We start from the raw sequence: 18,796 nt of genomic DNA, 5'->3' as shown, positions 1-18,796 counted from the left end.
CTCTTGGCGGCTGGCGTCAGTGCTTGATCAGTTTGAAGCTCACTTGGTAGCGGTAAAAGCTGACGCTGGGCACCATCTGCAGAGCCCAGCGCAGCTTCTGGTCATCGTCGAGCGCAATGATCGCGCCTTCCACGGTCTGGTGCGGCTCGGCGATCTGCTCTTTGACGTAGCCCATGTAGCGCAGGATCTGACCCACCACCACGTCTGACGCGCGGCCGCGCTTGAGCTCCACCACCAGCAGGCGCTGGCCGTCCTTGCTGACGGCCAAGATGTCGATGGGCCCAGCATCGGTACCGTACTGCTGACCCACCAGCTCGCCTTCTTCCTCGTAGATCTTGAAGGCTTGGGCCAGCTCGGTCTGCGCCCAGTTCTTCACCAGGAAGGCCTCCAGGTGCTTTTCCATCGCGAAGGCCACGGGGTCTTCCACAACCGGGTCGGTGGCCACGATGTTGGGCGCGGCCTGGCCGGGTAGCGCGGCCAGAAATTGCTCGATCTCCTGGTGGTGCTCGGTGATGGTGCTCACCGTGCCGATGGAGCCGGCGGAGTTGCGCAGCGCCTCGCTCATAGCCGCGCGGGCGATAGTCAGGGGCAGCCACTTCACCGCGCGGCGGTGCGGCAACACCTGGCCGGGGGCATAGGTGTAGCCGCCTTGCACCTCGCCCACGTGGTACTGGCCGGTGCCGTCCGGGCAAAGCACAACATCCCCGTTGCGGATGCCCTTGGCCACTGTCCACAGTGCGCCACAGGCCAGACCCGCCGCGATCTTGCTCTTGTTGGGGTGGCCGGCCAGGAACACCGAGATGAAGGCGGCGTTGAACTGCCGCCACTCCTCGGGCAACTGGCCGCTGAGATCCTGCTCGATGCCGAAGTCCGCGCCGATGAAGCCGCCCGCTAGGCAGTCGGCCGCATGCACACTCTGGCGGCCCAGCATCACGCGGTAATAGCTCTTGGCGGGTTGGGTCATGCAGTGGGCTCCACGAGGCGGATGCGTCCGGTCAGCAGGGCTTGGGCCATGGCTTGCTTGAGGGAGAGGGCTTTGGTGAGGCGGGATTCGAGCGCCGTGATTTCCGAGTCCATGTCAGATAGCACACCGGCGATCAGCACTTGTTCGGACACCGGGGGCAGATCGATGGTGAACGCCTTGAGCCAGCGGAGTTCAAGGCTCTCCACCGTCGTGCCCGCCTTCAAGCAGGTCGCCAGAATTCGTTCACCCCAGCACGTCAACGCGTGCAGCAGGAACTCGGCGGCAACTTCCGTGTTCGGCTGAATCGCCTTCAGATCTTGGTTAATCGCCATCGGCTTTAGCGTGATGCCGACCGGCAAACATTTGCGAAGAATTCCGCTCCGCATCACTACGACAACCGAATTTGCAGGCACGACCGTTGTTGTTCCGTCCCGAACCGCGGCCTTCGATACGTACTTCGCGGACTCGGAAAGTTGAGCTGTCTTCAGGTCGCCGGAGGAAAGCCATGGCACTTCTGCGGGAGACCAATAGTCGACCCTTGCCATTGATGGCGTCATCCCTCCTGACCATCTGCCTAGACTGCCTAGCGGCACTTGGCGCCAAGCCTCACCGTTCTCAAGCAACCGCCGCTTGCCGGTGAGCAGTTCCTGCATGGCACCTTGCTTGACCTGGCGCTTCTTGGTCAGCAGTTGCTCCAGCGAGTCGATCAGGGCGTCGGCGTCGGCTAGTGCCTTGCCAATCGCTTTCTGCTCCCCGAGAGGCGGTGCCACGAATGGCATCTGTGCAAATCGTCCAGCGCCGAGGTGCGCGATAGAGGTTGTCTGAAGCGCGATCTTCGAAAACTCGCCGCGACGCAAGTAGCTCTCGAAGACGTACTGGGCGTAATTCGGATCTGTGCGCGGCCCAGCCCGGAAACGAACAAGGGTGTTTTGGAAGCAGCAATTTCGCGGCTCATCGCGGTAGATGGCACTGCGTCCCACGAGCTCCAAACTCTGCCCTTCGTTCAGAAGGATGTCACCGGCGCGCAGCGAAAATCTCGCTCGCTCGTCAGCCGTGAACGGCATCTGAAGCACATCGCTCGTGTCGATCCAACCGGCAAAGACATTGGCCACGCGCAGATAGGGCGTTGGGTCTCCTTGGGCTGAAGGCGAACGCTGCCGACCGCCAAGCACCGCTCCGGCGTCCTCTACACGGGTCAGCTGCCAGTCGACCGGGAGGTTATTTTTCAGGGCCCTACTGGCCTTGGACGCATAGCGAGGACTTGGCTCCTTCACTTCCATGAGAACCCCATCCTCGCCAAATGCCCAGCCACCCGTGCCTCCAGGTCGTCCACCTGCTGCGCCAGCTCCGGCATCGTCCGCCCATAACGCTCGGCCAGTTCCTTCACCCGCCCGGTCAGCGCCTGGCTCACGCGGTCCAGCTCACCGTGAACTGCCGCACCCAGTGCCGCCATCCACTTATGGTCCGCCACCAGCGCCTTCACCTCGTCGGGCGTCAGCGTGGGGTAGTGGGCCAGGGCCTTGGCGTCCAGCTCGGCGTCCAGCGTTTTGAGGCGCCTCTTCAGGCCGCTGGCCTGCTCCGACAGGGCCAGCCACTGCTTCAACACGGCCAGCTCATCGGCCGCATCCGCATCGCGCCCGATCTCCCTGATGCGCGACTTCACTTCCTTGTCGTTGATCTTGTCGAAGCCACCGAACACGGCATCGTCACCGCTGTGCTCTTCTTCCAGTTCGGTCTGCGTGGCCAGCGTGCTTTCCAGCTCGGCGCCCAGCCGGTCCAGCTCGGCCTGCTCGGCGGCAAAGTGGTGCTGCACCAGCAACGCCTTGGGCACCAGGTCGCAGGCCCAGCCTTTGTCCACGGTTTTGCCCGGTGAGCCGTCCTTGTTCTTCTTGGTCTCCAGCACACGGTAGGGTGTGGCCTTCCAGCCGTCTTCGGCGATCAGGTAGGCGTCGTCCTGCATGGTCGCGGCCCAGTAGTCCATCAGGTGTTGGTAGACGGCGTAGGGGTCGATCAGCTTCTCGGCGGTGGGCTGGTCCTCGTAGTGATCCAGCAGGCCTTCGGCGCCTCGGATCAGGTTCTTCGGGTGGAAGTTGCCCTTGTCCAGCGACTTCAGGCGCTCCACCGCTGACGCGCGCCATTGGTCGAAGTGCGCGTTCATCGCCGCCGTGAAGGCCTGGAACTCGGGGTGCTGGTGGATGGTGGGTTTGATGGCGGTGGGCGCCACGGCCAGGTCCAGGTAGCCCGGCCGCCGGGGCTTGAACAAGGCGGCACGCAGCTGCGGGCACACCGCCCAATAGCGGCCGAGTGCCTGCACATCGGCCTCGGGTATGCCGCCGTTCAGATGAGCATCGATGTCCTGCTGGTCTTCTGGCGTGCTGCTATCGATGTAGCGCGGCAGGTTGAGGTTGAAGTCGTTCTTTTCAATCTCGTCCAGCCCCACCATGCGGGCGTAGCGCGGGTCGCTGCCGTCCAGCGTGGTGAAGGTGTCGACGATACGGTGGATGTCGCGCTCGCGCAGTCGGTTCTTGGGGCCGTCCTTCATGTAGCCCTGGGCGGCGTCGATCATGAAGATGCCCTTGCGGGCCGCCGCGCCGGCCTTGTCGATGACCAGGATGCAGGCCGGGATGCCGGTGCCGTAGAACAGGTTGGCCGGCAAGCCGATGATGGACTGGATGAGCCCGCGCCGAACTAGGCTCTTGCGGATCTCGGCCTCGGCATTTCCGCGGAACAGCACGCCGTGCGGCAAGATGCAAGCGGCACGCCCTGCGCTCTTAAGCGAGCGGATGATGTGCAGCAGGTAGGCATAGTCGCCTTGCTTATCGGGCGGCGTGCCAAAGCCCTCAAAGCGCTTGTACTCGTCGCCCTTTAGGCCGTTGCTCCAGCGCTTGTCGGAGAACGGCGGGTTGGCCACCACGTAGTCGAAGGTCTTCAGGTGCTCGCCATCTAGGAACTTGGGGTCGGCCAGCGTGTTGCCCTGCTCGATCACCGCACCAGGGTTGTGGTGCAAGATCATGTTCATGCGCGCCAGGCCACTGGTCGCTTCTTCCTTTTCCTGGCCGTAGACGGTGACCTCGGTTGTGGCGGCCTCGGCCACCTTCAGCAGCAGCGAACCCGAGCCGCAGGTCGGGTCGTAAACCGTGGTATCAGGGCTGGTCTTTGCATTTGCAATACCCAGCACCTGAGCCATCACGCGACTTACTTCGGCCGGCGTGTAGAACTGGCCCTTGCTCTTGCCACTCTCGGTGGCGAAGTGGCGCATCAGGTACTCGTAAGCGTCGCCCAGGATGTCGTCGCCATCGGCGCGGTGCTTCGAGAAGTCGAGGTCTTTGGATTCGAAGATGCCGATCAAGTTGGTCAGCTTGTCGACCTTCTCCTTGCCCTGGCCGAGCAGTGCGTCGTCGTTGAAGTCAGCTTTGATGCGCAGGCGGTTGGCTTCCTCCAGCGGGCGGACGATCTTCTTGTTGATCTGGTCGCCGATGTCGCTCTTACCCTTGAGGGCCACCATGTCGGCAAAGCTGGCTCCCTCAGGAATTTGGATGGCTGCGAAGGGCTGGCCGGCGTACTTGTCGCTGATGTACTTGATGAACAGCAGCACCAGCACGTAGTCCTTGTACTGGCTGGCGTCCATGCCGCCGCGTAGTTCATCGCAGGAAGCCCATAGCTTGGAATAGAGGTCGGATTTCTTGATCGGCATTTGGGGGAATTGGCACAGGTCGCCATGGCACTCCATGGCATCGGCAGGCACTACACGGTGAGGGCCTCCCGCGCCGGCACTGTAAATGAACTGCTCCGCTGGTCGGGCACGTAGACACCGATTCGATATCGCTCGTTGACTCAGCGGGACTGTTTGGAGTCCAACCTTAAGTCCAAGCAGTCGATATGCGAGCCGGCAAACCCAGCGTTCAGGCGGCCCAGCGGCCATTCACCCTGTTCTGCATCGGGCTGGATCCGATACAGAATCGTCAAGAGATCTCACGTCTAACGCTGGGGCGGAACGCAAATGCCGGGAGTTCGCCGTGGACACCCGGCCTAAGTTCTCCCACCGGACAGCAGGCCTGAAGGACGTGCTTGCTCTGGCCGAGCAATCGGCCAGCGTCATGCGGCGTCGTGTATTTTGAGGACCATTATTAGGTCGTCGGTGTCGACACCTGGATCTCGTCGCCGCTGACCCGCACCTCCAGGCCGAAGCCTGCGTGCAGCAGGCGTGCGAAGGCCTCCACGTTGCCGGCATCGAACACGCCGCCGATGCCGATGCGCGCGGCGGCCTCGTCCTTGATCACCAGCTGCTTGATGCCATAGCGGTTGAACTGCCGCGCGGCCTCGGCGAGGCTGACTTCGTTGAACACCAGCTTGCCCTGCAGCCAGCCCAGGCTGGCGTTGACCTGCTGGGGCGACTGCAATGTGACCAGAACATTGCCCGCATCGGCCAGTGCGGCGTGGTCGCGCGTCAGCACCGTGGCCTGGCCCTGGTCCTCGCCCTGCACCTGCACGCGGCCCTCCAGCACCGTCACGTTCAAGCGATCGCCTTCGCGAAAGAGCGAGAACTTCGTGCCCAGCACGGTCACCGTCTGCTTGCCCGCGTGGATCACGAAGGGCCGTTGTGCATCATGGGCGATGTCGAAGAAGGCCTCGCCGCTCTCCAGCCACACCTGCCGCGCCCGCGGCGTCACCGCCGTGCGCAGTTGCGTGGCCGTGTTCAAGGTCAGCTGGGAGCCATCGGCCAGCTTGATGGACTGGCGCTGGCCGCGGGCGGTGGCGTAGTTGACGGTGTCCTGCCGCTGCTGCGGCCTGAAGGCGCTGGCGATGATGAGCGTCAGGACGGCCAGGCTCAGCCCGGCGGCCGCGCGCTTCAGCGTCGGCTGGACCATCCAGTGCCAGCCGCCGATTCGCGTGGGCCGGGATGCTGCCTCCGGCGCCTTCGCCGGCTTCAGCGCGCGCAGGCGATCGGCCCGCTGCCAGGTCTGGTCCAAACGCAGGAAGGCCACGCGGTGAGCCGTCGATTCAGCCAGCCAGCGCTGCAGCTCGGCCTGGCGCTCGGCGGGCAGGTGCCCGTCGCTGCGGTCGCGCTCGGCGATCCAGTCGGCCGCGCGGGCCTCGATGGCTTTCAGTTCTTCGTTTTTCATTGTGTTTTCCGTCCCTTGCGCAGTGGTCCCGCGATGCCGGTCGACGCGCCGCCACTGCCCAATCCGGTGGCCTGCAGCGCCAGTGCCAGCGCGCGCACGCCCTTGGAGACCTGGCGCTCCACGGTGTCTTCGGTGATGCCCATGCGCGAGGCGACCTCGCGCTGCGACAGGCCCTCGATCTTGCGCAGCTCGATCACCTCGCGGCAGCGCGCCGGCAGCAGGTTCAGGGCCAGCTGCAGCAGCTTCAGCTCGCTGCGCGCCGACAGATGGCGCTCGGGGCTCAGTTCGTCCAGGGTCGGCGCCAGCGCGTCCATGTCGGCATAGGTCTCGATCGACACGATCTGCGCGCGCCGTGCGCGGTCGATCAGCAGGTGGCGAGCCGTCGTCAGCACGAAGGCCTGGGCCGATTCGGGCCGCTTGCGCGCGCAGCCGTCGAACACGCGGGCGTAGACCTCCTGCCGCAGGTCGGAAATCTCATCGACGTCACGCCAGTTGCGGCGCAGGAAGCGCTCCAGCAGGCCTTCCAGCGGCAGCACCTCATCCACGAACCAGGCGTTCAACTCATCAGCGTCCAACACGGCTCCTCTCGCCGGCGGAGCTTGCCACGGTCTGTGGACGGAGTCCGCCTGCCTGTAAGGACGAACGGCCGCGAAAAATCCGGTACGGCGCCACAAAAATATTTGCGCCGCGCGGATTTTGGGGGCTGCCTCGTCTTGCCTTTCATGACCGATTCCCAGCAAGCTGCCCTGGATTCCCTGTTCCTGAGCCTGTGCCCCGGCGACGCGCCCGGCCTGGTCGTCGGCGTGGCGCAGCAGGGCCGCACGGTCTACCGCTGCGGTTTCGGCCTGGCCAGCATCGAGCACGGCGTGGCCAACACGCCGTGGACACGGATGCGCATCGGCTCGACCAGCAAGCAGTTCACCTGCCTGGCCGCGCTGCTGCTGGCCGAGGAGGGCCGGCTCGATCTGGACGCCAGCGTGCGCGAGGTCCTGCCCGAGCTGCCGCCGCTCGAAGCCGAGCCCACGTTGCGCCAGCTGATGACCCACACCAGCGGCTACCGCTGCTACCTGGACCTCGGCTTCATCAGCGACGGCATGGCCATCAAGCCGCCCGGCGCGGCCTGGGCGACCCAGCTGCGCCAGCGCGAGGCCAACTTCGCCCCGGGCTCGAACATGGTCTATTGCAACAGCGGCTACCACCTGCTGTCGCTGGCCATCGAGCGGCGCAGCGGCATGCGCTTCGAGGCCTTCCTTCAGCAGCGCATCTTCACGCCACTGGGCATGCGGAACACCTGTTCGGTACCCAGCGATCTTGAGCTGCATCCCGGCGTCGCCACCTTGCACGTACCGCGGCCGGCGGCGCAGGGCGGTGGCTGGCGTCGCGGCATCTTCCCGAGCGAGGAGCTACGCGGGGAGGGGGCAATGATCTCCACGATCGACGACATGCTGCGATGGCTCGCCCACCTGCGGGCGCCGACGCTGGGCAGCGCGGCCAGCTGGCAGCAGATGCTGGCGCCGACGCGGCTGAGCACCGGCCTCGTGAATCCCTATGGCCTGGGCCTGATGCGCCACGACTACCGCGGCGTCGAGGTGATCCACCACCCCGGTGGCGTGATCGGCGGCGCCAGCCAAATGCTGACGGTACCCAGCGAGGGGCTGGACATCATCGTCATCAGCAACGGCGCGCAGGCGAGCCCGCGCGAGCTGGCCCACCGGATCGTCGACACCTTGCTGGGCGACGAGCGGCTCGGGCCCGCGGCCGTGCACGCCGCCAGCACGCGCTTCGGACCGATGCTGGGCCGCCGCTACGTGGGCCGCGATTCGGGCCTGCTCATCGGCTTTGCCGAAGCAGCCGGCGGCACGCTGGGCCTCTGCCTGGCGAACGGCCCGGCGCTGCCGCTGCGCGACGAGGGCGAGCAGCTGCGCCAGCCCTTCGAGGACATGGCGATCGGCCCCTTCGAGCTGGCCACCGATGAGCTGGCGACCGAGGGCGACGCGCCGCCGGTGCTGCAGCTGCGCGAGGCTGGCCACAGCGAACACTTCGAGCTGCTGGCGCCAACGCCGCCCGCCTTGGCCGGGGGTGGCGCCGCGCTGGCCGGCCGCTACCGGTCTCCCGATCTTGCCGCCGACGCGCTCATTCAACTGGAGGGCGGGCGGCTGTTCCTGCAGATCTTCGGCGCCTACGGTGGCAACCGCCTCGAGCTACAGGCCTTCTCGGCCGACGTGTTCGGCTGCCAGGAGATCGACCCGCACCAGGTCCAGCCGCGCGCCGCCGCACTGCGCGTGCAACGCCGGGCCGGACGCGTGGCGGGCTTTCGCATCGACACGCCGCGCACCCGCCATCTGTGCTTCGAACGCCTCGACGACGCTCATCTTCCCAACGACCTTGCTTCCTGAACCGCCACGACATGCTTGTACTTCGCAAACCCTATCTGCTCTTCATTGGTGACGTTCGCAGCGCGGTCGACGCCAAGACCGCCCTCGGCTTGGTCGACTGGTGCCCGGACGACGTGCTCGGCGAGCTCGCCTTCCCGCGGGCCGCGCTGAGCACCGGCAAGCCGGCGATGAGCGTCGCCGAGGCGGCCGCCGCCGGTGCCGGCTCGCTGCTGATCGGCATCGCGCCGGCCGGTGGCGCCCTGCCTGCTCACTGGCTGCCCAGCCTGCTGGACGCCGTGCATGCGGGACTGGACATCGTCAGCGGGCTGCACACGCGGCTGACCGATATCCCCGAGCTGGTGGACGCAGCCGCCGCGGCCGGCGTGCAGCTGCAGGACGTCCGCCACGGCGCCTGGCCGCGCGTCACCGGCACCGGCCGCAAGCGCAGCGGGCAGCGTGTGCTGACGGTCGGCACCGATTGCGCGCTGGGCAAGAAGTACACCGCGCTTGCGCTGACCCGCGCATTGCAGGCCCGCGGCGTGCCGGCAACCTTCCGCGCCACCGGCCAGACCGGCGTGATGATCTCCGGCAGCGGCGTGGCCATCGACGCGGTGGTGTCGGACTTCATCGCCGGCGTGGCCGAGCAGCTGTCGCCCGACAACGCCGCCGATCACTGGGATGTGATCGAAGGCCAGGGCTCGCTGTTCCATCCGGCCTATGCCGGCGTCAGCCTGGGCCTGCTGCACGGCTCGCAGCCGGACGCGCTGGTCATGTGCCATGACGCGGGCCGCCGCCACATCGCCAGCCTGCCCGGCTTCGCCACGCCGTCGCTGCCCACCGCCATCGAGGCCTGCCTGAGCGCCGGCCGGCTCACCAATGCCGCGATCCGCTGCATCGGCGTCAGCGTCAATTCGTCATCGCTTGGCGAGGCGGCCTGGCGGGACTACCGCGAGCAGCTGCAGGCCGAGCTGAATCTTCCGGTCGTCGATCCGATGCGGGGCGGCGTCGAGTCGCTGGCCCAGGTCATCCACCACTACAACAAGGAGTCTTCCCATGTCGCTTGAATGCACGATCAGCTTTGAAAGCTGGGAACTGCAGGAACCGTTCGAGATCTCGCGCGGGGTGCTCACCGAGATCAAGAGCCTCACCGTTCGCCTAAGTGATGGCCGTGGCCACGCTGGCTATGGCGAGGCCGTCGGCGTCGCCTACAAGGGCGAGAGCACCTCGTCGATGGCAGCGCAGATCGAGGAGGTCGCGCCGCGGCTCACTGCCGACCTGAGCGGTGAGGACCTGCTCCGCCTGATGCCGCCCGGCGGCGCCCGCAACGCGGTGGACTGTGCGCTATGGGACCTGCGCGCGAAGAAGTCCGGCCGGCGCGCTTGGCAACTGGCCGGTCTGCCCAGCGTCGAGCCGGTGCAGACCGCCTACACGATCGGTCTCGGCAGCGAGGCCGACGTCCGGCGCAAGATCCGCGCGGCCCGCCATCTGCCGATGCTGAAGCTGAAGGCCGACGCACACCGCCATGTCGACATGGTGCGCTTCGCCCGCGAAGAGCATCCCGAGGCCCGCCTGGTCATCGACGCCAACCAGGCCTGGAGCCGCGAACTGCTGGAGCGCATCCTGCCGGAGCTGCGGGCCCTGCGCGTCGAGCTGATCGAACAGCCGGTGATGCGCGGCACCGATGCGCAGCTGGACGGCCTGCAGTCCCCGATCCCGCTGGCGGCCGATGAATCCTGCGTGGATTGTGCGTCGCTGCCCGAGCTGCAGGGACGCTACCAGTACGTCAACATCAAGCTGGACAAGTCCGGCGGCCTGACCGAGGCGCTGGCCCTGTCGCGCAGCGCCAAGGCACTCGGCTTCGGCCTGATGGTGGGCAATATGGGCGGCAGCTCGCTGTCGATGGCGCCCTCCCATCTGATCGCGCAGCAATGCCGCTATGTCGACCTGGACGGGCCGATGCTGACCCGCACGGACAGGGCTCCGGCGATGCGCTATGACGGGGCCCTGCTGCACCCGGCCGAGCCGGGGCTCTGGGGCTGACGCTCCACTAACGCTCCAAGCGCGCCGGGGACAGCATCTCGGCGCTCAAGCCGAAATCGGCGATGCGGGCCGGCAGCGGCCGGCCCATTGCCAGGGCCGCGCAGGCCTCACCCATCGCGGCACTGGTCTGGATGCCATAGCCGCCCTGGGCGGCGAGCCAGAAGAAGCCCCGCGCCTGCTCGTCGAAGCCGCCGACCAGGCCACCATCCGCCACGAAGGAGCGCAGGCCGGCCCAGGTGTGGCTGGGCCGGCGGATCGTCAGCGTCGTCATCTGCTCGATCCGGTCGATCGCCAGCGCCACGTCCAGCTCCTCGGCCTGCACGTCGTGCGGCACGACCGCGTCGGCATTGGCCGGCGATCCCAGCAGCAGGCCTGCATCGGGCTTGATGTACCAGTCCTCGTTGGCGCCGATGACCAGCGGCCAGGCGTGGGTGTCCAGGCCGGCCGGCGGAGCGAACATGAAGGCCGAGCGGCGCCGCGGCTCCAGGCCGATCGGCCGCACGCCGGCCAACTGAGCGATCACGTCGGCCCAGGCGCCGGCGGCGTTGATCACGACCGGTGCGCGGTAGCGGGCTTGCCCGGCATGCACGGTCCAGTCGGCGCCATCGCGCTCGATGGCCAGCACCTCGGCATTGCAGACCAGCTCGCCGCCGGCGCGGCGCATCTCGCGCAGGAAGCCATGGTGGAGTGCATGCACGTCCATGTCGACCGCCTCGGGCTCGTCGATGGCGCCCAGCAGCACATGCTGGCGCAGCACCGGCACTCGTGCGCAAGCCTCCGCCGGGCTCAGCCGCCGTGTGTTCGAGGTGATCGAGCGCATCACCTCCCAGTGCCGCTCGTATTCCTCGCGCTGGCTTTCGGTGGCGACGAAGAGCGCGCCGCGCGGTGTCAGCAGCGGGTGCTCGGCGAAGCCCTCGGGCGGCTGCTCGAAGAAGCGACGGCTCGCCCGTGTCAGCGCGCGCACCTGCGGATTGCCGTAGCTCTCCATGTACAGCGCGGCCGAGCGGCCGGTCGAGTGATAGCCCGGCTGGCTCTCGCGCTCGAGCACGATCGTGCGGGCCTGCGGCGCAAGCCAGCGCGCGACCGAGGCGCCGGCGATGCCGCAACCGATGACGATGCAGTCGGCTGATGTGACGTCGCTCATGCCGCCTCCTGGAAGCCGTGAGGATCGGCCACGCGAGGCCAGTAGTCGAGATCGCGCACCCGGTAGGGCAACGTCGCGAAGTCCATATTGATCGCGCCAGGCGTCGTCACGTAGAGCACCTGCCGCGCCAGCGGTGCGAACTGTGCGTGGAAGTGCTGGGTGGACTTCACGACGATCAGCTTCTTTCGCAGCAGGTCGATTCCCAGGCCGGTGAACACCGCCGGCGAGAACACCTGGCTGCGCACGCTGACCAGCACGATATCCACGCCATTGCCCGCCTGCAGCCAGACGCTGGGGCCCAGCGGTGCGCGCTCGTCGTTCGAGTTCAGCCCGGTCTGGAAGTGCTCGTCGGCCACCGCCATCACGACCACCTTCAGGTCGACCGGATCGCCGGAGGCCGGGCCGCACTTGCCGCCCAGGCGCAGGGCGATGCGCGCGCCGACACCGGCATCGCGGCAGATCTGGATCGCGCCGAGATCCCAGAAGGCGCCGATCGCCACACCGGCCGTGCCGCGCTCCAGCAGCGCTTGCAGGATGAAGGTGCTGTCGCTCATCGCGCCGCCGCCGGCGTTGTCCGCGATATCGGCGATGACGACGGGGCCGTCCTCCACTTCGGCGCTCTGCTGCAGTGCATCGGCAATCGTCAGCATCGGCGTGGCCGTCTGCTCGCGCAGCGCCCAGAACTCGCGACCCAGCTGCGCGGCCAGACGCGTGGCCTGGGCCTCGTCGTTGTCGGTCACCACCCAGATCTTCGCGCCCGATTCCGACACGTCACCCCAGGGGAAGCCGTGGCCGAGCGATACCGAGAGCACGCCGGGCAACTGCTCGACCTCCTGCATCCGGCGTACGAAGCCGGCCATCGGCTCGCGCGTCGTGTGCCACAGGCCCACCATCTTGCAATCGAACATCGCGGTCGTCGGCCTGACCCGGCCCTGCGCCGTATCGAGCACGATGCGCAGCAGCTCCTGCAGGCGCGGCAGCGCATCGACGTGCGGATATTCCTTGTACGCGATGATCGCGTCGGCCGAGCTCTGCATTAGCGCCGTGGTGTGGCAGTGCAGGTCGAGCTCGACGCCGATCGGCACGCCTGGGCCGACGATCTCACGCACGCGCGCGGTCAGGTCGCCTTCGCAGTCGTCATAGCCATCCGCGGCCATGGCGCCGTGCAGGATCAGGATCACGCCGTCCACGGGTAGCGCCGCCCGGAGGTCCTCAAGGATGTCGTCGCGCAGGCTCTCGTAGACGGTGCGCACGGTGCGCCCCAGCGGCTGGGCGAAGGCGCTGACGCTCTCGACCAGCTCGTGCCCGTCGGCAGCCAGCAGGCGACTCAGGTCGAGCATCGGGCCGCCGATGCCCTGCGGGTCACGGGTGCTGGCGTCGCCGCGATGGACGCCGTATTCCCGGAAGCTGCCCCAGCCGGTTGGCGCGGCCGCGTAGGTATTGGTCTCGGTGGCGAGAAAGGTGGAGAAGATTCTCATGCGGCCGCCTGCTCCTTGATGAAGCGCAGGTGTCGCACGCGTGGCGCGTCCAGGCGCAGGCCGCTCACGCGGCCGGCCGCGCGATCGATGTTGACGACGCCGTAGCCGCCGAGCGCGGCGAACAGCGGGTCGAGCGGGTCAGCCAGCATGACGTCGGCAGACAGAGGGCGCAACCGATAGGCATTGCGGCCGTAGGCGCCTTGCAGCCGCATCGTGATGGAGTCGCCCTCCACTTGGACGCGCACATCGGTGCCCAGGTCGGGCACGCGGTAGAGCCCGGTCAGCTCGTCGGCCGGAATTCCGACGGCGACCGTGGGCAGGCGCTCGCAGCGCAGCAGGTGGCCGCCATCGCTGATCGTGATCGTGTCCGGGGCGGTGTCGCCGCGCAGTTGCTCGAGATCGATGAGCACCGGGTTGAGAGCCGTGTCCTCGCAGGCCAGCAGAGCCTGGTCGCCGGCCCGCCGCAGCGGCGCGGCGCGGCCGCCGATCCATGCCAGGCCCAGCTTGCCGGCCAGGTCCTCGAAACTCAGCAGGGCGCCGGTTTCCGCCGAGTGATAGCGCTGGCCGGGCAGGGCGGCATGGGCCGCAGTCGGCACGGGTTCAATCGGCGGGCCAAGCAGCGCATCGCCGAGCAGCGCATCGATGATCTGGAAGCCCAGCGCCACCGGCGAGACAGCGGCGCCGTTGACCATGATCATGATGTCCAGCCCGTGGCTCGGCACGGTGATCATCTGCGAGGTGGCGCCGAGCACCGCACCCGAGTGATGGATCACCTCGACGCCGCGGTAGTCATGGCGGAACAGGCCCAGCGCGTAGGGCAGGGTGGTGCCGGTCGACAGCGTCGGCAGCTCAAGCATCTGCGCCCAGCTGTCGGGACTGCCGACGATCTTTGACGGGCTGCGCATGTGCGCCAGCCAGCGCAGCATGTCGTCGACCGTCGAGACCAGCGAGCCGCTGCCGCGCAGCTCACCCGGGTACATGCCGCGCCTCAAGCCACCTCCGCCGACCGACGGTGGCAAGACCTGGTACTGCAGCGCCATGCCCGGCCGCACCTCGAAGTCGCTCGTCAGCGACTCTGTGTCGCGCATGCCCAGCGGCTCGAAGATGCGTTCGCGCAGGAAGTCCCCGAAGACCTGGCCGCTGATCCGCTCGATCACCCGCGCGAGCAGCTGGTAGCCGGTGTTCGAGTAGATCATCCGGCTGCCGGGCTCGAAGTTCAGCTCGCCGCCAGCGGCGCTGATCGGCAGGGTCCAGTCCGCAACCGGCTCCAGCGCCAGGCCCTGCAGCAGGGCCGCCATATCGGTGCGCCAGCCGCCGGTGTGCTGCATCAGCTGGCGCAGCGTCGGGCCCGCCGGATGCAGGCGCGGCAGCTCCGGCAGGTATTGATAGATCAGGTCGTCGACGCCCAGGCGGCCCTCTTCGGCCAGCAGCAGCAGGGCCAGCGAGGTGAAGTGCTTGCTGGTCGAGGCGATGCGCACCCGCGTGCGCGGAGACATCGCCACGCCCTGCTCGATGCAGGCCAGGCCGATGCCGCGGCGATAGATGGCGTGGCCCTCGCGCACGATGCCCACAATGAGGCCCGGCGCATTGCTGCGGTTGAACGGCTGCAGCAGCGCATCGATGGCTGCCAGGCCAGTTGGGGTCGGAGTATCGGAAGGAGTCATGGCGTGATCGGAGGGGAGTCCGGCGAGTGGGGCGACCCCTGTTCAGACGAACGACGAGGCGGTTTCCGGCACGTCTTGATGCGGGGGCTCCACGACAGATCAGGGTTTGTGTCTAGGTGCGATGGCTACCGGAATCCGCGGGGGCGTTCGTCTCAACAACTAGCAGTCATCGTTTCCAACCAAGGATTCCCCCATGAAGAAAAACATGCGTGGCCAGACGCTTCGACATCTGGCCCTGGTCTGCACCTTGGCGGTCGCGGCTTCGGCCTATGGCCAGGCTCGTGATTTCAACGTCGCGGCCGGCGACCTGAAGAGCGCGCTCGATGCCTACATCGCCCAGGCCGGCGTGCAACTGCTCTACAAGGTCGACGACATCAAGGGCCTGTCCACCAAGGGCCTGAAGGGCCAGTTGTCCGCCGAGGACGCGCTGGCGCGCCTGCTCGAAGGCACGCCGCTGAAGGTGCGGCGCGACCCGAGCGGCGCGATCGTCATCTACGTCTCGCCGCCGGACGAGCCGAAGCCGCGCGCCGACGTGTCGACGCTCGATTCCGTTGTCGTCTCCGCAGCGCGGCGCCGGGAGCCGGTCAAGGAGGTGCCGCTGAAGGTCGACGTGCTGCAGACCGATGCGCTGGAGCGCAAGGGCGCCCGCGAGTTGGCCGACTACGTGGCCGATCTGCCCGGCGTTGCCCTCATCCACGGCGGCGCCTATGCCGGCGCGCTGAGCATCCGCGGCCTGGCCACCGCCTCGGTCGGCGCTGCCTCCGTCGGCGTGTACGTGGACGACGTTGCCACCGGCTCCAGCGCGCCTTACGGCTTGGGGTCGGTGACGCCGCTGGATATGGGCCTGCTGGACCTGAACCACATCGAGGTGTTGCGCGGCCCGCAGGGCACGCTGTACGGCGCGGGCGCGATGGGTGGCGTGGTCAAGTACGTGACCAACGACCCCGACACCGGTGAGTTCTCCGGCAGCGTGCGGGCCGGGGTATCGTCCACCCAAGGCGGCGGCACCGGCTACACGACCAGCGGCGTGGTGAACGTGCCGATCAAGCAGGACGTGGCGGCCGTGCGGGTCGCAGCGTACACCACGCATTTTGGTGGCCATGTCGACGCGATCGGCCCGGCGGCCGAGAAGGACGTCAACCGCGGCACCACCACCGGTGCCCGCGTCTCGGGCCTGCTGACGCCGACCAAGGACCTGTCCGTGCGCCTGACCGCCACCACACAGGAAGCGCAGCGCGACGGCTATGACTACGAAGATATCAACCTGGTAACCGGACAGTTCCCCTCGGGCCAGGGCGCGCGCCGCATCGGCTCGCGCGAGCCCTACCGCGTGCGCACGAACCTGGTCGGGCTGGACATCGAATACAACCTCGGCTGGGCCCGGCTGAACGCGATCACCTCCGCGCAGGACGTCAACCTGAACGCGCAGCAGGACGCCAGCTCGATCGTCGTGCCGGTGCTGAACGGCGCCGGCGTGCCGGCCACCTCCAGCTGGGCCAACAGCCTCGGCACCCAGCACCGCATCAGCCAGGAATTTCGCCTGACATCGCGCGCCTCGCGCGATGTCGAATGGCTGGCCGGCCTCTACATCAATCGCGAACGCTCCAGCATCGTCGGCGGTATCCAGTACGCCACCGCAGCCGGCGTCGGTACGCTCAAGCTGCTCGAAACGACCAAGCCCGCGACCTACCATGACCTCGCCCTCTATGGTGACGTGACATGGCACGCGACGCCGAAGCTGGCGCTAACCGGCGGCGTGCGCGTCGGGCGCATGGAGCAGACCTACACGAACACCTCGTCGGGCCTGCTGGCTGGCGGCGCCTCGGCCAACGGCGGCAGCTCCAAGGAGACGGCCACCACTTGGCTGGCCACCGCCGGCTATGCGCTGGACAGCGAAAGCCAGCTCTATGTGCGCGTCGCCAGCGGCTACCGTCCCGGTGGCCCGAACGGCCTGCTGGCCACCACCTCTTCGACGATCAAGCCGATGTTCACCTCCGACTCGCTTTGGAGCTACGAGGCCGGCTACAAGGCGACGCTGCTGGACCGCACGCTGTCGGTTGAGGCGGCGCTGTATGACATCGAGTGGAGCGACATTCAGCAGCCGATCAACGACGGCATCTTCAGTTTCCTCACCAACGGCGGCAAGGCGCGCATTCGCGGCGGCGAGCTGAACCTCAGCTGGCTGCCCGGCGCACACTGGCGCATCGACGGCGCGCTGTCGCTGATCGACGCGAAGATGCGCACCGATGCGGCCGGCCTGGGCGCCCACGCCGGCGACAGCATTCCCAACACGCCGCGCACCACTGCCACGCTGGCGGCCTCGCGCAGCTTCGAGCTGGCCGGCCGCGCGGCCTATGCGGGGCTGAACGTGCGCCATCTCAGCGACCGCCATGCCGGCTTCCCGGGTAGCCCGATCCTGCCCGACGCTCCCACGCCGGCCTACACCGTCTACGGCCTGCAGGCTGGCATCGACTTTGATCGCTACCAGGTCTCCGCCTATGTGCGCAACCTGAGCAACACGCAGGGCATCGCCGCCCTCTCATTCAGCCAGCCGACCGCGGCGAAGGCTGTCGTGATCGAGCCCCGCACGATCGGCGTCGCGCTCAGCGCTGCGTTCTGACCATGGTCGCCGTCATTCCCCCCGCCGCGGCGATCGCGGCGGAAACGGCTACGCCTGTGCCGGTCGAAGAGAAGACGAAGGCAGGCCTGGCCGCCTGGTACGCGCTGGGCGTGCTGTTGGTGGCCACGGTGCTGGGCTCGATCGACTCGATGCTGGTCACGTTGCTGACCGAGCCGATGCGCCACACGCTGTCGTTGTCCGACACGCAGATCGGCATGCTCAAGGGCGGCGGCCTTGTGCTGTTCACCGGCCTGGCGACGCTGCCGCTGGGCTGGCTCGGTGACCGCTTCGACCGCCGATTCGTGCTGGCTGGCTGCGTGCTGGTGTGGAGCGCGGCCACCGGGCTGCGCGGCACGGCAATGGACTACGGCATGCTGTTCGTCGCATCGATCGGCCTGGGCGTCGGCGAGGCCGGGCTCGGGCCGATTACCAACAGCCTGATCCCAGACCTGTTCCCGCGGGCACAGCGGGTGCTGGCCAATGCGATCTTCGCGATCTCGTCGATCTTCGGCGGCGCGCTCGGCGCGATCCTGGGCGGCAGCATCGTCGCTGGCATCGAGAAGTCGCGGCACCTGTTGCCGGTGGCGATGCAGGGCCTCGAAACCTGGCGACTGACCTTCTTCGCGATGTCCGTCGTCGGCTTGCCGGTGATCCTGCTGGTGCTGACGATCCGCGGCACGCGGCGGACGCCTGCAGCGAGGAAGGTCCAGGTCGACGCGGCCGAGGGCATCAGCTTCGGCGACTACCTGCGCAACCACTGGGCCACGCTGGCCCGGCTGGTGGCCGGCTCCGGCCTGGCGGCGGTCGGGCTCAGCTCGGTCGGTAGCTGGATGCCGATCGTCGCGGCGCGGCAGTTCGGCCTGCAGCCGCAGCAGCTGGGCCAGGGCATCGGCATCGCCGCAATGGCCGGCACGCTGATCGGCGGTGTGATCGGCGTCACGGCAATGCGCATCGCGCGCAAGCGCGTCGGCGCGGCGGCGCCGGTGCGAGTGCTGACACTGGGCTATGGCAGCGCCGGGCTGATCTCGGTGGGTCTGCTGTTCGTGCGCTCTGGCACCGATGTCTTCGTGCTGCTGGCGCTGCTGCTGATCCCGCTGATCGCCGGCGCGGTGGTGCTGCCCAATGTGCTGCAGGAGGTGGCGCCGCCGCACCTGCGCGCCCGTGTGATCGGCGCGCTGTCGATGGGCGGCCTGCCCTTCGCGGTGCTCGGCCCGCTGGCCATCGGCGTGATATCGGACGCGGTGAAGTCCGTGCCCAACGGCCTGGCCATCGCCATCGTCGCGGCGACGATGACCGGCTGCCTGGCCGGCGCCGCCTTGCTGCGCGCCACTGAACCCGCCTTCGTGCGCCTGCTGAAGGCCGTCAACCCAAGTAGCTGAGGATTTACT

At 67.7% G+C, this 18,796-nt stretch carries 13 protein-coding genes; 5 read left to right on the top strand and 8 right to left on the bottom strand.

What is annotated here, in order from left to right; translation table 11 throughout:
- Positions 1–16: 16 nt before the first annotated feature.
- The 5 genes from SNE35_RS02635 to SNE35_RS02615 form a co-directional block, all read right to left on the bottom strand.
- A complete protein-coding gene (locus SNE35_RS02635; RefSeq protein ID WP_320421259.1) occupies positions 17–964 on the bottom strand; it encodes an endonuclease NucS domain-containing protein in 948 nt (315 codons plus the stop codon).
- Positions 961–2,244, bottom strand: a complete 1,284-nt coding sequence (locus SNE35_RS02630) for a restriction endonuclease subunit S (RefSeq protein WP_320421257.1) — start codon at positions 2,242–2,244, stop codon at positions 961–963. The genes SNE35_RS02635 and SNE35_RS02630 overlap by 4 nt, the downstream gene beginning before the upstream one ends.
- A complete protein-coding gene (locus SNE35_RS02625) occupies positions 2,235–4,658 on the bottom strand; it encodes a type I restriction-modification system subunit M (protein WP_320421256.1) in 2,424 nt (807 codons plus the stop codon). Before SNE35_RS02625 ends, SNE35_RS02630 begins: the two co-directional genes overlap by 10 nt.
- A 433-nt stretch (positions 4,659–5,091) precedes the next feature.
- The gene (locus SNE35_RS02620) at positions 5,092–6,087 is read right to left on the bottom strand and encodes a FecR family protein (RefSeq protein ID WP_320421254.1); all 996 of its coding nucleotides are present in this window, start codon (positions 6,085–6,087) and stop codon (positions 5,092–5,094) included.
- Entirely contained in the window at positions 6,084–6,665 is a 582-nt protein-coding gene (locus SNE35_RS02615) for an RNA polymerase sigma factor (RefSeq protein ID WP_320421252.1), read from the bottom strand. The genes SNE35_RS02620 and SNE35_RS02615 overlap by 4 nt, the downstream gene beginning before the upstream one ends.
- 144 nt (positions 6,666–6,809) lie before the next feature.
- Here SNE35_RS02615 and SNE35_RS02610 point away from each other — a divergent pair, with 144 nt between their 5' ends.
- Genes SNE35_RS02610 through dgcA form a run of 3 tightly spaced genes read left to right on the top strand, consistent with a single transcriptional unit; the run spans position 6,810 to position 10,502 of the window.
- Positions 6,810–8,483, top strand: coding sequence for a serine hydrolase domain-containing protein (locus SNE35_RS02610; RefSeq protein ID WP_320421251.1), 1,674 nt, complete (start codon positions 6,810–6,812; stop codon positions 8,481–8,483).
- A gap of 11 nt (positions 8,484–8,494) precedes the next feature.
- The gene (locus SNE35_RS02605; RefSeq protein WP_320421250.1) at positions 8,495–9,526 is read left to right on the top strand and encodes an N-acetyltransferase DgcN family protein; all 1,032 of its coding nucleotides are present in this window, start codon (positions 8,495–8,497) and stop codon (positions 9,524–9,526) included.
- Positions 9,516–10,502 carry an N-acetyl-D-Glu racemase DgcA gene (gene dgcA / locus SNE35_RS02600; RefSeq protein WP_320421248.1) on the top strand — a complete coding sequence of 329 codons (987 nt, stop codon included), beginning with the start codon at positions 9,516–9,518 and terminating at the stop codon, positions 10,500–10,502. Before SNE35_RS02605 ends, dgcA begins: the two co-directional genes overlap by 11 nt.
- 7 nt (positions 10,503–10,509) lie before the next feature.
- On the opposite strand, the gene SNE35_RS02595 is transcribed toward dgcA, so the two are convergent.
- From SNE35_RS02595 to SNE35_RS02585, 3 genes are read right to left on the bottom strand one after another with little or no spacing between them, the layout of a single operon-like run.
- Positions 10,510–11,646, bottom strand: a complete 1,137-nt coding sequence (locus SNE35_RS02595) for an NAD(P)/FAD-dependent oxidoreductase (RefSeq protein ID WP_320421247.1) — start codon at positions 11,644–11,646, stop codon at positions 10,510–10,512.
- Complete coding sequence (locus tag SNE35_RS02590) at positions 11,643–13,124, bottom strand: M81 family metallopeptidase (protein WP_320421246.1); 1,482 nt, start codon at positions 13,122–13,124, stop codon at positions 11,643–11,645. The genes SNE35_RS02595 and SNE35_RS02590 overlap by 4 nt, the downstream gene beginning before the upstream one ends.
- Positions 13,121–14,788 (bottom strand): serine hydrolase domain-containing protein, encoded by a 1,668-nt coding sequence (locus SNE35_RS02585; protein ID WP_320421244.1) that lies wholly within the window; start codon positions 14,786–14,788, stop codon positions 13,121–13,123. Before SNE35_RS02585 ends, SNE35_RS02590 begins: the two co-directional genes overlap by 4 nt.
- Positions 14,789–14,981: 193 nt before the next feature.
- Between SNE35_RS02585 and SNE35_RS02580 the strand changes: the two genes are divergently transcribed.
- The gene (locus tag SNE35_RS02580) at positions 14,982–17,408 is read left to right on the top strand and encodes a TonB-dependent receptor (protein ID WP_320421243.1); all 2,427 of its coding nucleotides are present in this window, start codon (positions 14,982–14,984) and stop codon (positions 17,406–17,408) included.
- Positions 17,409–17,410: 2 nt separating this feature from the next.
- Positions 17,411–18,787, top strand: a complete 1,377-nt coding sequence (locus SNE35_RS02575; RefSeq protein WP_320421241.1) for an MFS transporter — start codon at positions 17,411–17,413, stop codon at positions 18,785–18,787.
- Positions 18,788–18,796: the final 9 nt, after the last annotated feature.

The organism is Roseateles agri (genome assembly GCF_034043675.1).
Lineage (GTDB): Bacteria > Pseudomonadota > Gammaproteobacteria > Burkholderiales > Burkholderiaceae_C > KK5.
Note: the sequence above shows the minus strand (reverse complement) of the source record. Positions and strands in the feature narration are given on the sequence as shown.

Bases quoted from the DNA above. Each gene is read 5' to 3' on its own strand.
- SNE35_RS02635 (WP_320421259.1), bottom strand. From the start codon at position 964: ATGACCCAACCCGCCAAGAGCTATTACCGCGTGATGCTGGGCCGCCAG.
- SNE35_RS02630 (WP_320421257.1), bottom strand. From the start codon at position 2,244: ATGGAAGTGAAGGAGCCAAGTCCTCGCTATGCGTCCAAGGCCAGTAGG.
- SNE35_RS02625 (WP_320421256.1), bottom strand. From the start codon at position 4,658: ATGCCGATCAAGAAATCCGACCTCTATTCCAAGCTATGGGCTTCCTGC.
- SNE35_RS02620 (WP_320421254.1), bottom strand. From the start codon at position 6,087: ATGAAAAACGAAGAACTGAAAGCCATCGAGGCCCGCGCGGCCGACTGG.
- SNE35_RS02610 (WP_320421251.1), top strand. From the start codon at position 6,810: ATGACCGATTCCCAGCAAGCTGCCCTGGATTCCCTGTTCCTGAGCCTG.
- SNE35_RS02605 (WP_320421250.1), top strand. From the start codon at position 8,495: ATGCTTGTACTTCGCAAACCCTATCTGCTCTTCATTGGTGACGTTCGC.
- dgcA (WP_320421248.1), top strand. From the start codon at position 9,516: ATGTCGCTTGAATGCACGATCAGCTTTGAAAGCTGGGAACTGCAGGAA.
- SNE35_RS02595 (WP_320421247.1), bottom strand. From the start codon at position 11,646: ATGAGCGACGTCACATCAGCCGACTGCATCGTCATCGGTTGCGGCATC.
- SNE35_RS02590 (WP_320421246.1), bottom strand. From the start codon at position 13,124: ATGAGAATCTTCTCCACCTTTCTCGCCACCGAGACCAATACCTACGCG.
- SNE35_RS02585 (WP_320421244.1), bottom strand. From the start codon at position 14,788: ATGACTCCTTCCGATACTCCGACCCCAACTGGCCTGGCAGCCATCGAT.
- SNE35_RS02580 (WP_320421243.1), top strand. From the start codon at position 14,982: ATGAAGAAAAACATGCGTGGCCAGACGCTTCGACATCTGGCCCTGGTC.
- SNE35_RS02575 (WP_320421241.1), top strand. From the start codon at position 17,411: ATGGTCGCCGTCATTCCCCCCGCCGCGGCGATCGCGGCGGAAACGGCT.